This is a genomic window from Arthrobacter sp. Y3223065 (genome assembly GCF_059090885.1).
On sequence record NZ_JBNHGC010000006.1, the window covers coordinates 153480 to 166062 of the forward strand.

Here is a 12583-nt window from a genome sequence, read left to right on the forward strand (position 1 = left end):
GGTCCGGTGTGGCCGTGCCGGCGTGGCAGCAGATGGGAAGCCGCGCCGGCGGTGCCGAAGGCCCGGTGTGGCTATGCCGTGCCCTCTTGGTAGACGTCCGGAATGCCGTCGTTGTCCGCGTCGACCTGTTCTTCGGCCTGAATCCGCCGGTAATGCCGGTTGCGGGCGCGCAATACCACCGCTGCCACCAACGCGGCCAGCAGGGACGCCGCGAGAATCGCCACCTTGGCGTGGTCGTTGGCCGGCGTGCCGAGCCCGAAGCTGAGCTCGGCCACCAGCAGGGAGACGGTAAAGCCGATGCCGGCCAGCATGGAGATGCCCAACAGGTCGACCCACTTCATCGACTTGTCCAGCTCCGCACGGGTCACCTTGCTCATCAGCCATGTGGTGCCGACGATGCCGATCGGCTTGCCGAGCACCAGGCCGACGATGACGCCAATCGCCACCGGGTCGCCGAGGGCCGAGACAAACCCATCAACTCCACCCACGGCGACGCCGGCGGAGAAGAACGCGAAGACCGGGACCGCGAAGCCGGCGGAAACGGGCCGGACCCGGTGTTCGAAGATCTCGGCGAGCCCCGGTCCCGCTTCCGGTCCGCCGCTGGCCTTGCTGCGCAATACCGGGACGGTGAAGCCGAGCACCACGCCCGCGATGGTGGCGTGGATGCCGGAGGCATGGACCAGGGCCCAGGCCACGATGCCGATGGGCAACAGGACCGCCCACAAAGCCGCCTGATGCTTCCCAAAGAACCTGCGGAACTTCTGGGCCAGGAAGGCGTAGAGCGCGATGGGGATCAGGGCCAGCAGCAGTGCCGGTACCTCGATTTCACTGGTGTAGACGAACGCAATGATGGCGATGGCGATGAGATCGTCCACGACGGCCAGCGTCAGCAAGAAAATCCGCAGCGCGCTGGGCAGGTGCGACCCGATGACGGCCAGGACCGCCACCGCAAAGGCGATGTCCGTCGCCGTCGGGATGGCCCAGCCGCGGATGGTCTCCGGACTGCCCCAGTTGATGGCCGCGTAGATGACAGCGGGAACAACCACACCGCCAATGGCGGCCGCTACCGGCACCATGGCCTTCCGCGGGCTGCTGAGGTCCCCCGCGACGAACTCGCGTTTGAGCTCCAGCCCCACCAGGAAGAAGAACACCGCCAGGAGCCCGTCGGCGGCCCACGCACCGAGGCTCAGCTCCAGGTGCCAGGGCTCGTAGCCGATGGTGAAGTCGCGCAGGGCGAAGTAGCTGTCTGCGGCGGGCGAGTTGGCCCAGATCAGGGCGATGACGGCGGCGGCCACCAAGAAGGCACCGCCCACGGTTTCCTTCCGCAGGATCTCGCCGATTCGCAGCGCTTCGGCATAACTTCCGCGCCCCAACACCTTGGGTTTGGCGGACGATTCAGGGGTCTTGGCTGCCACAGCGGCTCCTCACGGGTCGACAATAGAACTTGCCGACCAGACTTCCCGGCGCACCGGGTTTCACCCTACCCGCGCATGCAGCGAGAGCAAAAGCCGGCCCGGCTAGCCCCCGGCCAGGACCATGGCCAGCAGCCCGACAACGGCGGACAGCACACCGACGGCGGTGAGGATCTTGCCCAGCAGCAAGACCGTCCGGCCCGGCCGCTCCGGTTCGGATACCTGCCAGCGGTCGGGCCGCCGTGCGTCGTAGAAGACCAGCACGTCCGACCCGGCGGCCACCTCGGCGCCCGTTCCGGTCGGAAAGACGCCCTCCAGGAAACCGTGCCGGGTGTCGAACCAGCGCACCCCGCGGCGCCGGCCGTCGTCGAACGCGACGCCTTCGGCGCTGTGCCAGCGGGTCCCGGCCAGGCGCAGCACAGCGGCCACGAACAGCAACAACAGGCCGGGGACCAGGGCAGCCCACGTCAGCACTTCGGACACCAGTCCGATCGACGCGGCAAGATCTGGCATGCACAGATCGTATGCCACCTTGGGCATGCAGCGGGGAAAATGCTGCTGAACTTTGCACGGCCGGGAGCGCCAAGACAACGACGGCGGAGCCGGCAGGCTCTGCCAGGGTGCCGTACCGGAACGTTTTTTGCCGACCGGTCGCGTCTTTGCGCCGCGGGCAGGCGCAACTGCATGTACCGTCAAAGGGTGGCCTGCCGCGGACGATCCGTGGCAGCCCTCATTTCGTTGCGGCAGCGCCTGTAACGCCCGACACCCACGTTCTACCATTGGTGACATCAGCCCTTTGACCGGCTGGCGCCACCATTCTCCGGAGGTTTTTTGTGACCAGCATGCCTGCTGTGCAGGACGCGTTCTACGCCGAGCCCGAACCCGACCTCGCACCCGAGTCGACGGTCGAGATAGCCTCGCCCGCCGCCGTCGTACGCCTCACGCAGCGCCCCGACGTGGTCATGGTCAAGGGCGGTTACGCACTGGTCAACACCACCCTGACGCCGCACCAGGCCATGGTGGAGGACCTGCTGTTTGTCCGCAGGGTGCTGGACGAGGCGCAGATTCCCTACCTGCTGGTGCGCGGCAACGATGCCCGCCCGGTGGTGGCGGTGAACTGGGAGAAGCGCGACGAACTGCGCGCGGCGCTGGTGGACGCCTGCGCCGATGAGCCGTTCTATTCGCTGACCGTGGACGCGAAGAAAAAAACGGCGAGGCTGGTGGCCGACGGGGAGCTCGCCGATGGCGACCAGGCGCGCGCCTTCCGGCTGTACCGGCCCCGGATCGAGCCGACCGGCGGGCTGCGGTACGGCCAGGGCACGGGTGTGCAGGTGGAGCTGTGGCGGTGGGAGAACGATCTGATCCACTTGCCGATCGAAAACTCGCTGACGCGCCGCACCCTGCCGGCCGGGGAGGCAGTGCGCGGCGAAGTGGAGCGCTACGGGCACCGCTGGCCCACCATCGAGAACATGTTCGCCGACCACGCCACGGACATCGACTTCGAAATCGACATCGTCTTCTCCTGGGTGGACGGAAACAACGCGGAGTACCGGCGCTACCGGAACAGTTTCATGGAGCACGCCGTGGTGGGTGAGGGCGACGACGCCGATGCCCGGTTCCGCCAGATCGACGAATTGCGGTACGCGCTGCGCTCGGTCTACATGTTCGCGCCCTGGATCCGGCGCATCTTCATCTGCACGGACTCGCCGCTGCCGGCGTGGCTGGACGCGGAGCACCCGGACATCCAGGTGGTGCGCAGCGAGCAGCATTTCCGCGACCCGTCGGTGCTGCCGGTGTTCAACTCGCAGGCGATCGAGGCGCAGCTGCAGCACATCGAGGGACTGGGCGAGCACTTCCTGTACTCGAATGACGACATGTTCTTCGGCCGGCCGGTGGGTCCGGACATGTTCTTCTCTCCCGGCGGCATCACCAAGTTCGTGGAGGCAGACACCCGGATCGGGCTCGGCGACAACCACCTGGACCGTTCCGGTTTCGAGAACGCCGCCCGGGTAAACCGCATGCTGCTGCACGACCGCTTCGGCAGGATCACCACCCGGCACCTGGAACACTGCGCCGCGCCGCTGCGCAAATCCGTGTTGCTGGAGATGGAGGAAGAATTCGCCGAGGAGTTCAAGACGACGGCGGCCAGCCGCTTCCGGGCCAAGGACAACATCTCGGTGACCAACTCGCTCTACCACTACTATGCGCTGCTGACCGGCCGCGCGGTGACCAACCCCGGCGCCAAGGTCACGTACGTGGACACCACCATGTACTCGGGCCTGAAGCAGCTGGAGAAACTGCTGCAGAAACGGAACAGGGACTTCTTCTGCCTTAACGACGGCAGCTTCCCGGAGGTCCCGGCCGAGGAACGCCAGCGGGTGGTCACGGACTTCCTGGCCCGCTACTTCCCGCTCCGTGCGCCGTGGGAGAAACCGCCGGCGTCGTAATCTCTCCGGTTAGTGGTGCGCCGGCACCCGGCCCGGCCGCACGGCATCGGGGATGCTGACGGCGGCGGCCTCGAGCAGCTGCCTGGTCTGCTCCGCGGTGACCTGGCGGCCCACCGGCAGGCCTCCGCGCGCCGGAACCACGGAATGGACCACGGTCTCCTCGTAGACGTGGACCATGTTGTAGGCCTGCGCGGCGTCGCGGCCGCGGGTGCTGCCCGCGTCGGCGGCGAGATCCTGGGTGTAGCACGTGGCGGAGGCAACGGACACCGGGATGCCGGCAACCGTGGCCGTGGTGGAATAGTGCAGGTGGCCGGCGATGATCGACTTCACGTCGCTGCCCCGCAGCACCTCGGCCAGTTCGGCCTGGCCGCGCAGTTCCACCAGCACGGACAGGTCCTGCACGCTCGGCACCGGCGGGTGGTGCATGGCCAGGATGGTCCCGTGCGGCGCAGGTTCGGCCAACTCGTGGGCCAGCCACTGGAGCTGCTCGTCCTCCAGCCGGCCGTAGTGTGCCCCGGGCACGGTTGAGTCCAGGGTCATCACGCGCAGGCCGTTGACGTCGTAGACCCGGTCGAGCGGCTCGGAGCCGCCGGGCTCGTCCAAAAGCATGGTTTTCAGCCCGGCACGGTCGTCGTGGTTGCCCATGGCCCAGATCACCTGGGCTCCCAGCCGGACGGCTGCCGGCTCGACGATCCGGCGGAGCCTTCCGTAGGCTTCCGGTTCGCCCTTGTCGGCCAGATCGCCGGTAAATACCAGGGCTTCGGGCCGGGAGCCGGAGTCTTCAAGATCCTCGAAGATCTGCTCCAGCTTCGCTTCGCTGTCCACCGCCCCGTACAGCCGGCCGTCGCCGCCCACTAAATGGGTGTCGCTGATGTGAAGTAAGAAATGGTTTGGCCGTGGATGCTCGGCCTGACGGAAGTCCATCATCTACCTTCTGTTGTTCGCCGGACGCGTGCTGTCCAGTCCACTACAGACCATCCAAACAGAAAAAAGCTGAACTGTGGATGAATTCGGTGCGGCAATTCCGTATATTGCGGCTAAGTTTTTTCCACGATCCCAAAATGGGCGGCGAACAGCGGGGCGAGTTCACTGATCTGGGTGGGGGTCATTGCCGCCCCGCGCAGGCCTTCCAGCCCCGCCAGTTCCCGAATCTCCAGGCCGCGCAGGTCGACGTGCTTTAGGCTCGCCCCGGTCAGGTCGAGCCGGCCGACGCGGCTGTCTTCGAAGGCCACCCGGCGACCGGTCGCGCCGCCCAGATCCAGTTCGTCCAGGATGCAGCCGGCAAACACGACATCTTGAAGTTCGGCTCCGCGCAGGTTCACATACCCAAGTTTGCAGTTGCGGAATTCCACCGACTCCCACTCGGATTCGTAGACTTCGGCCGAGCCGAGCCGTGAACCGTCGATCACCACCCGACGGAAGCGCGAGCGCGGCGCACTGAACTCCGGGGCATTCAACCGCTCGAATGTTACGTCCACGAAACCGGCAGAACGCAGATCCACCCTGTCCACGGAAACATCCAGGAATTCGCACTCCGTGCAGGAGGCACCGGCCAGCCGGAGGCCGTCCGCTTCCGCCCCCGCAAACCGTTTCCCGGCCACGCGCACCTCGGGAACCAAGGCTGATGTCTGCCGACAGATCCCCCAGGTCCGGCGCGTCGAGGCGCGGCGTGAAGTCGTCGGGTTTAGCCATCTACGGAGCATAGACACAGTTCCGGACACAGGGCGCCCCGGCCTATAGGGGGTTTGGGCACGAATCCGTGCGGTTCTCCCTGCTTTAGGCGAACAACCGGTGCGCGGAGCGCCTTTGACGGTGTTCCATGGGCAGCATGCATCTACTCGTCCTGGGCGGCACGGCCTGGTTGGGACACGAAACCGCCGCCGCGGCGCTGCGCCGCGGCCACCGGGTCACCTGCCTGGCCCGCGGAACATCGGGGTCCGCTCCGGCCGGGGCCCGGCTGGTCCGCGCGGACCGGGATGCCCCGGACAGCTTGGACACGGTCGCGGGCCAGCACTGGGATGTCGTGCTCGACGTCTCCCGGCAGCCGGGCCAGGTTCGCCGCGCTGCGGCCGCGCTGGCCGGCACGGCGGAGCACTTTGTTTTCGTGTCCTCCTGCAGCGTCTACGCCGACCACGGCACCCCGGGCGCCGACGAAACCGCCGGGTTGCTGCCGCCCTTGGCCTCGGAGGTGATGACGTCTCCGGACGTCTACGGCGAGGCGAAGGCCGCCTGCGAGCAGGCGGTGCGGCGGGCCTTCGGCCCCGACCGCAGCCTGATCGTCCGACCGGGCCTCATCGCCGGTCCGGGTGATATCACCGACCGCACCGGCTACTGGCCCCTGCGTTTCGCCCGGCCCGTGGCCGAGGACGGCGCCGTGCTGGTTCCCGACGCGCCGGAGTTGGGCGCCCAAGTCATCGACGTCCGGGACCTCGCCGCCTGGCTCATTGCCGCAGCCGAACAGCAACTGGCCGGCGAGTTCAACGCGGTGGGCGACGTGCTTCCGTTGGCCGAGCACCTTGAAACCGCGCGCCGGGTCGCGGGCCATACCGGGCCGGTCCTGTCCCTAAACCAAGAGGAACTGGCAGCGGCCGGCGTCAGCCCCTGGGCCGGCGAGTGCTCCTTGCCGCTCTGGCTGCCGCTGCCCGAGTTCGCCGGCTTCGCCTCCCGCAGCAACGCCGCCGCCAAGGCAGCCGGCCTGGCTTTGCGCCCGCTGAAGGATACACTGGCCGACACCTTGGCGTGGGAGCTGGCGGCCAGCGCCGACCGTCCGCGTAAGTCCGGCCTGGCCCCGGACGACGAGCGCCGGCTGCTGACCATCGCGCACCCCCGCTCCTGAGGGTCCGGCCATGGACAGCGGGAACGATCCTTGAGAACGCCCGGGACACAGTTGTAGCGTGGCAGGCAGCAGGCCTACCGCACCACCGCTGCCCAAGGAGGCACGCCGTGACAATTCCACCGCCGCCGGAGCCGGCACACGACCCGAACGAGCCGGGGCCCAGGCATCCGTTCCCGCCGGAGCCGAACCCGGATCCCTTCGCGCCGCCCACGCCCGAACGGCCGGAGCCGAGTCCGGATCCCTACGCGCCGCCCACGCCCGAACGGCCGGAGCCGCCGCCGGACCCGGGGCCACAGCCCCTTCCGCCGCAACCGCAGCCCGGCCCCTTCCCCGACCCGGGGCCGATCCTTCCTCCGCGAAGGCCCTAGCATCCTGCCTGTTGGCCTCGGCAACGTCCGCAACACAGCCGGGTTCACTCGCCCGGCCACCATAGAATGAACGCGTGACCGCTACCCTTCTGCGCGCATGAGTTCGCGCCTGCACAGCCTCGTCATCGAGACGCTCGGCAAGCGCATCGTCTCCGGTGAACTGGCGGCAGGTGCCACCGCGCATGCCGAGCAGTTCGAGGCCGAGCTCGGGGTTTCCCGTTCCGTGATGCGCGAGGCCGTGCGCGTGCTGCAGTCCCTGGGACTCGTTGAGTCGGTCAAGCGCATCGGAATCCGCGTCCTGCCGCCGGAGCATTGGAACAAGTTCGACCCCTCGGTGATCCGGTGGCGCCTGGCCGGGGACGGCAAGGGCGTCCAGCTCCGCTCGCTGACCGAGCTGCGCTCCGCCGTCGAACCGGCTGCCGCCGAGCTGGCCGCGCAGCATTCGCCGCAGGAAATATCGGCAGAGCTCATGGCCGTCGCGGCGAGGATGCGGGCGGTGGGACGCGCCGGCGACCTGCAGCAGTTCCTGGAACTGGACATCCACTACCACACCTTGGTGCTGGCAGCCTCCGGCAACGAGATGTTCGCGCAGATGCACTCGATGATCGCCGAGGTGCTGCGTGGCCGCACCCATTACGGGCTGATGCCCGCGCACCCGCACGAAGAAGCGCTGCAATTGCACGTCGACGTCGCGGACGCCATCCAGTCCGGCCGCCCGGAAGCGGCCCGGGCGGCCATGGACCAGATCATGCGGCGGACGGTCGAGGAAGTGCGCAGCGTCTGGGAGTCCGAGCCGCGACTTTTCGAAGCCGCCGGCGCCACCGTGGCCGCCGCCCCGGCGCCTACTCCGCGTCGCTGAACCGCAGCAGCACCTTGCCGCTCTGCGACGAGTCCCGCGCCATGCCGAACGCCTCCAGGGCCTCGGCCGCGGCGTATTCGTGCGTCATCACGGGGTCCGCGTAGAGGGAACCGTCGGCCAGCGCCGCGATCACTTCGTCGATCTCGTCGTTGAAGCGGAAGGAACCCACCAGCTCGAGCTCGCGGGTGATCGCCAGCGAGATCAGCGCAGGCTGCTCACCCGAGGGCAGCAGTCCTACCATCACCACGCGGCCGCCCCGGGCCGCACCGCGCACGGCCGACGCCAGCCCGTAATGGTTGCCCGACGACTCCAGGCAGATGTCTGCTTCGACCCCGGCGATCGCCTCGGCATCGGTCGCCAGCAGCGTGCGGCTGGCACCGACTTCCCGGGCGATGTCCAGGGGCTTCTCGTGCATGTCGACGGCGACGATCTCGGCCGCGCCGGCCCGCTTCAGCACCGCGATAATCAGGGCGCCGATCGGGCCGCAGCCGATGACCAGCGCGCGCTTGCCGGCCACGTCTCCGGCGCGCGCGACGGCATGCCAGGCCACGCTGGCCGGCTCCACCAGGGCGGCCCGCCGCAGCGGCAGTTTGGCGGGCAGCTCCCGCAGCATCCGCGTGGGCAGGTTGACGTAGCGGGCGAACGCGCCTTCGGTGTGCGGGAAACGTGCGGCGCTGCCCAGGTACGTGCAGCCCGGCGAGAGGTTCGGGCGGTCCTCCGGATACCTGGATCCGTCACCCGGTCCGGGCGTCGCCGGATGCACGGCGACGGCGGTGCCCGCCGCCGGTCCGCTGCCATCGGCGGCCGCCGCCGCCACGGTACCCACCACTTCGTGGCCCAGCAGCATCGGTGCTTTCAGGATGGATTCGCCGGCAGCGCCGTGCTGCCAGTAGTGCAGATCGGACCCGCAGATGCCGCCGTAGGCAATCTCGACCACGGCTTCGTCGGGCCCGGCCGGCGCGAGCGCGACCGGTTCGACCCGCAGATCACCGGCCGCGTGGGCCACAACGCCGAGGGACTGTGCTGGGAGGGAAGTCATGGAAAATGCCTTTCAGGTGGTGCTGCAAAACTACGACGGCGGTGGTCCGCCTTGGGTGCCTGCGCCGGCCGGCCTGGGGACCGAGGCCAGCGGCGCAGACGGCCAGACGGTCAGACGGGTCAGACGACGGTGGTCATGCCGCCGTCGATAAACACCACCTGGCCGTTCACGAAGTTGGAGGCGTCGGAGGCCAGCCAGATGGCCGGTCCCACGATGTCCTCCACGGTGCCCCAGCGGTGCGCCGGGGTGCGGCCCAGGATCCACGTGTTGAACGCCTCGTCGTCCACCAGCTTCTGGGTCATCTCGGTGTGGATGTAGCCCGGGGCGATCGCATTGATCTGCAGTCCCTGGCTGGCCCACTCGGCGGTCATCGCCCGGGTCAGGTTGCGGATGCCGCCCTTGGACGCCGTGTACGGGGCGATGGTCGGACGGGCCAGGTCGGCCTGGACGGACGCGATGTTGATGATCTTCCCGGCACCGCGTTCGATCATGTGCCGCGCGGCCTCGCGGCCCACCAGGAACGCGCTGGTCAGGTTGGTGCGCAGCACGCGCTCCCAGTCGTCCACGTCCAGGTCCAGCATCGGCACCCGGTGCTGGACGCCGGCATTGTTGACCAGCACCCACAGGGGGCCCACTTCGCGCTCGACCCAGGCCACGCCGTCGGCCGCCGCCTGGGCGTCGGTGACGTCGAAGGCCCGGGCAAAAATACGGTCCCCGCCGAACTCGGCGGCCAGTTCCGCGCGGGTGCCTTCCAGCCGTTCCTCGTCCAGCCCGTTGAGCACCACGACGGCGCCCGCGGCGGCGAGCCCGCGGGCGATCGCCTTGCCGATCCCGCGGCTGGAGCCGGTCACCAGCGCCACACGGGAGGAAATGTCGAACAGGTTCACAGTCATTTACTCTCCAAATGCGGACGGGACGGCCGCAGCCGCCCCGTCCATGTTGTCCAAGGTTGTACTAGAAGTTCGTGGCGACCAAGTAGATGGCCAGCGCCAAGACAAAGCCGACGATGCCCACCAGCGCCTGGCCCACGGTCCAGGTCTTCAGCGTGGTCTTGGTGTCCATCTGGAAGAACCGGCTGACCAGCCAGAAGCCCGAGTCGTTCACGTGGCCGGCGAACACCGAGCCGGCGGCCAGCGCCAGCACAATCGCAGCCAGTTCCACCGGGTTGAACTCGGGGTTGCCCATCACGACCGGCTGGACCAGCGCGGCCGCGGTGGTCAGCGCCACCGTTGCGGAGCCCTGCGCCACGCGGACGACGGCGGCGATTACGAAGCCGGCCACGATGATCGGCAGGCCGATGGCGTCCAGCGACTCCGCGATCGCGTTGCCGATGCCGCTCGAGCGCAGCACGCCGCCGAACATACCGCCGGCGCCGGTGATCAGGATGATCGAGCAGACCGGGCCCAGTGCGCTGTCCACCACGGTCTCGACGAGGCTGTGCTTCTTGCCCTGGCGGTGGCCCAGCAGCCACATGGCCAGGAGCACGGTGATCAGCAGCGCGACCGGGGTCTCACCCAGCGTGCGCAGGATCTGCACCCAGGTGTCCTCAAGCGAGACAACCTCGGCGGTAGCGAGCATGTTCAGGCCGGTGTTGAGGAAGATCAGCAGCAGCGGCAGCAGCAGCAGGAAGAAGATGGTGCCCAGCTTCGGGGAGGAGCGGAATTCGTTTTCCACCGAACCCTTCGGGGCATCGAGGATGTCCGGCACGGCGATGTTGAACCGGCGGCCCAAAAAGTGTCCGAACAGGTAGCCCACCAGGTACCAGGTGGGAATAGCCACCACGAGGCCGAGGATCAGGACCAGTCCGACGTCGGCGCCCAGCAGGCCGGTGGCGGCCACGGGACCCGGGTGCGGCGGCACGAAGATGTGCATGACGGAGAAGGCGGTGGCGGCGGGGAACGCATAGGTCAGCAGCGATCCGCCCAGGCGTCGTGCCACGGTGAAAATGATCGGCAGCATGACGACCAGGCCGGCGTCAAAGAAGATCGGGAAACCGAACAGCAGCGACGCCACGGAGAGCGCCAGCGGAGCACGCTTCTCGCCGAACTTGTTGATCAACGCCTGCGTCATGACGTCCGCGCCGCCGGAGACCTCCAGCATGCGGCCGAGCATGGCGCCCAGGCCGACCAGCAGGGCCACGCTGGCCAAGGTTCCGCCGAAGCCGCCCAGGAGGGTCGGCATAATGTCTACGGCCGGAACGCCGGTCGCCACCGCCGTGAGCAGGCTGACAATAATCAGCGACAGGAAAGCGTGCACGCGGAACCGCATGATCAGCACCAGCAGCAGCGCGATGGCTGCTACGGCGACAAGCAGGAGGCCCGCCGTGCTCAACGTCCAGTTGAGCTCGAGTTCGGTCATCATTGTCCTTCGTTGTATCGGACGGTCGTCCGATGGGTTATCGGTTTAACCGTTTCAGTTGTGTTTCAGTTGCTTCCCGCCCGCCGGCGCTAACTGCCCGCCGAGCCCGCCGGGTCCCGCAGGTAGTTCTCCACCAGCACCGCGATCTCCTCGGGCGAATCGGTAACGGAGACCACAAGCCCCGCCTCGTCCTCGCCGAGCGGTTCCAGCGTTTGGAACTGCGAATCCAGCAGCGTCGGGGGCATGTATTCGTGGTCGCGCCCGCTGATCCGCTCGGCAATCAGTTCCTGGCTGCCGGTGAGGTGGATGAACCGGGCCTGCGGCGCGAAGGAGCGGATGAGGTCGCGGTAACTGCGCTTCAGCGCCGAGCATGCGACGACGGCGGTGGTTCCGTCCGCCAGTTTTCCTGCCATGACGCGGCCGATGGCGCTCAGCCAGGGCTCGCGGTCGGCGTCGGTCAGCGGGTGGCCCGAGGCCATCTTTTCCTTGTTCGCCTCGCTGTGCAGGTCGTCGCCGTCGACGAACTCCACGCCCAGGTGCTTGGCGACCGCGCGGCCCACCGTAGACTTTCCGCATCCTTGGACGCCCATGACCACCAGCGGGGGATATTGCAGAGACATGGTCAGAACTCCTCAGACGCTCCATTACATCTGATTTGGTGACCAACCTCTCGTCAATAAATCAGATTTATCCGGATCAAGGTACCACTGGCCGAGAGGCTCCAGCAAAACCGCCCCGAACCGCCGCCCTGCCGGTAACAAATCGGCCTTCGCTTGGCCCCAGCCCATACCCCCGGCGGGCATCCCGAGGCTACATTTGTCTTATACGGTGTCCGGCGCGGCATCAGCTGCGGCGCCGCGGAGCCCGAGGAGGTCGGAATGTCCTTATCGGATGAAGAACGGCAGCGCCTGGACAGGCTGGGGCAGCAACTGGAGAATGACGACCCCCGCCTGGCCCGTTCCCTGTCTGCCCGTGGCGTGATGGTCTTCGGCCACATTGTCGGTGCGGCGACCCTGCTGGCCCTGGCCGGCGCACTCCTGCTGTTCATAGGCATAGCGGGAAATGCGCTGGTTCTGGCCATGCTGGGACTGATCTGTCTGGCGGCGGGCGCCATCCGCGGCTGCGCCGATTTCGTGTCCCGCCACCGCCACGTGTGAGAACGGTCGCGGCAGACACCCCTGGCCTGAAACAGGAACCCTCGCGCGGGTCCGCACAGCCGTGCCGGTGCTCCGGAGGGCGCTGCCGGAGGTCCGCTTAGATTGCA

The 12583-nt window shown here is 68.0% G+C and carries 12 protein-coding genes; 4 read left to right on the forward strand and 8 right to left on the reverse strand.

All coding sequences use genetic code 11. The features are described from left to right. Positions 1-71: 71 nt before the first annotated feature. Entirely contained in the window at positions 72-1415 is a 1344-nt protein-coding gene (gene nhaA / locus AC5RUK_RS15735) for a Na+/H+ antiporter NhaA (RefSeq protein WP_494152733.1), read from the reverse strand. A 102-nt stretch (positions 1416-1517) separates the two neighbouring features. Then, positions 1518-1925, reverse strand: coding sequence for a hypothetical protein (locus AC5RUK_RS15740; protein WP_493987805.1), 408 nt, complete (start codon positions 1923-1925; stop codon positions 1518-1520). Between the two features lie 329 nt (positions 1926-2254). Here AC5RUK_RS15740 and AC5RUK_RS15745 point away from each other — a divergent pair, with 329 nt between their 5' ends. Continuing rightward, a complete protein-coding gene (locus tag AC5RUK_RS15745) occupies positions 2255-3859 on the forward strand; it encodes a stealth conserved region 3 domain-containing protein (protein WP_494152734.1) in 1605 nt (534 codons plus the stop codon). Between the two features lie 9 nt (positions 3860-3868). On the opposite strand, the gene AC5RUK_RS15750 is transcribed toward AC5RUK_RS15745, so the two are convergent. Together AC5RUK_RS15750 and AC5RUK_RS15755 are read right to left on the reverse strand one after the other, a co-directional pair. Beyond that, complete coding sequence (locus tag AC5RUK_RS15750; protein ID WP_494152802.1) at positions 3869-4783, reverse strand: phosphodiesterase; 915 nt, start codon at positions 4781-4783, stop codon at positions 3869-3871. A 113-nt stretch (positions 4784-4896) separates the two neighbouring features. Further along, positions 4897-5478 (reverse strand): pentapeptide repeat-containing protein, encoded by a 582-nt coding sequence (locus AC5RUK_RS15755; RefSeq protein WP_494152735.1) that lies wholly within the window; start codon positions 5476-5478, stop codon positions 4897-4899. A 209-nt stretch (positions 5479-5687) separates the two neighbouring features. Here AC5RUK_RS15755 and AC5RUK_RS15760 point away from each other — a divergent pair, with 209 nt between their 5' ends. Then, on the forward strand, positions 5688-6695 hold the full coding sequence (locus AC5RUK_RS15760; RefSeq protein ID WP_494152736.1) for an NAD-dependent epimerase/dehydratase family protein: 1008 nt from the start codon (positions 5688-5690) through the stop codon (positions 6693-6695). A 465-nt stretch (positions 6696-7160) separates the two neighbouring features. Then, the gene (locus tag AC5RUK_RS15765; protein ID WP_494152737.1) at positions 7161-7922 is read left to right on the forward strand and encodes a FadR/GntR family transcriptional regulator; all 762 of its coding nucleotides are present in this window, start codon (positions 7161-7163) and stop codon (positions 7920-7922) included. On the opposite strand, the gene AC5RUK_RS15770 is transcribed toward AC5RUK_RS15765, so the two are convergent. The 4 genes from AC5RUK_RS15770 to AC5RUK_RS15785 all read right to left on the reverse strand — a co-directional run bounded on the left by AC5RUK_RS15770 (position 7906) and on the right by AC5RUK_RS15785 (position 11939). Then, positions 7906-8961, reverse strand: coding sequence for an L-idonate 5-dehydrogenase (locus AC5RUK_RS15770; protein ID WP_493987800.1), 1056 nt, complete (start codon positions 8959-8961; stop codon positions 7906-7908). The genes AC5RUK_RS15765 and AC5RUK_RS15770 overlap by 17 nt on opposite strands. A gap of 119 nt (positions 8962-9080) precedes the next feature. Next, positions 9081-9854, reverse strand: coding sequence for an SDR family oxidoreductase (locus AC5RUK_RS15775; protein ID WP_494152738.1), 774 nt, complete (start codon positions 9852-9854; stop codon positions 9081-9083). Positions 9855-9915: 61 nt separating this feature from the next. After that, on the reverse strand, positions 9916-11322 hold the full coding sequence (locus AC5RUK_RS15780; protein WP_494152739.1) for a GntP family permease: 1407 nt from the start codon (positions 11320-11322) through the stop codon (positions 9916-9918). Between the two features lie 86 nt (positions 11323-11408). After that, positions 11409-11939, reverse strand: coding sequence for a gluconokinase (locus AC5RUK_RS15785; protein ID WP_494152740.1), 531 nt, complete (start codon positions 11937-11939; stop codon positions 11409-11411). A gap of 258 nt (positions 11940-12197) precedes the next feature. Here AC5RUK_RS15785 and AC5RUK_RS15790 point away from each other — a divergent pair, with 258 nt between their 5' ends. Then, positions 12198-12476 carry a DUF3040 domain-containing protein gene (locus AC5RUK_RS15790; protein ID WP_493987796.1) on the forward strand — a complete coding sequence of 93 codons (279 nt, stop codon included), beginning with the start codon at positions 12198-12200 and terminating at the stop codon, positions 12474-12476. Positions 12477-12583: the final 107 nt, after the last annotated feature.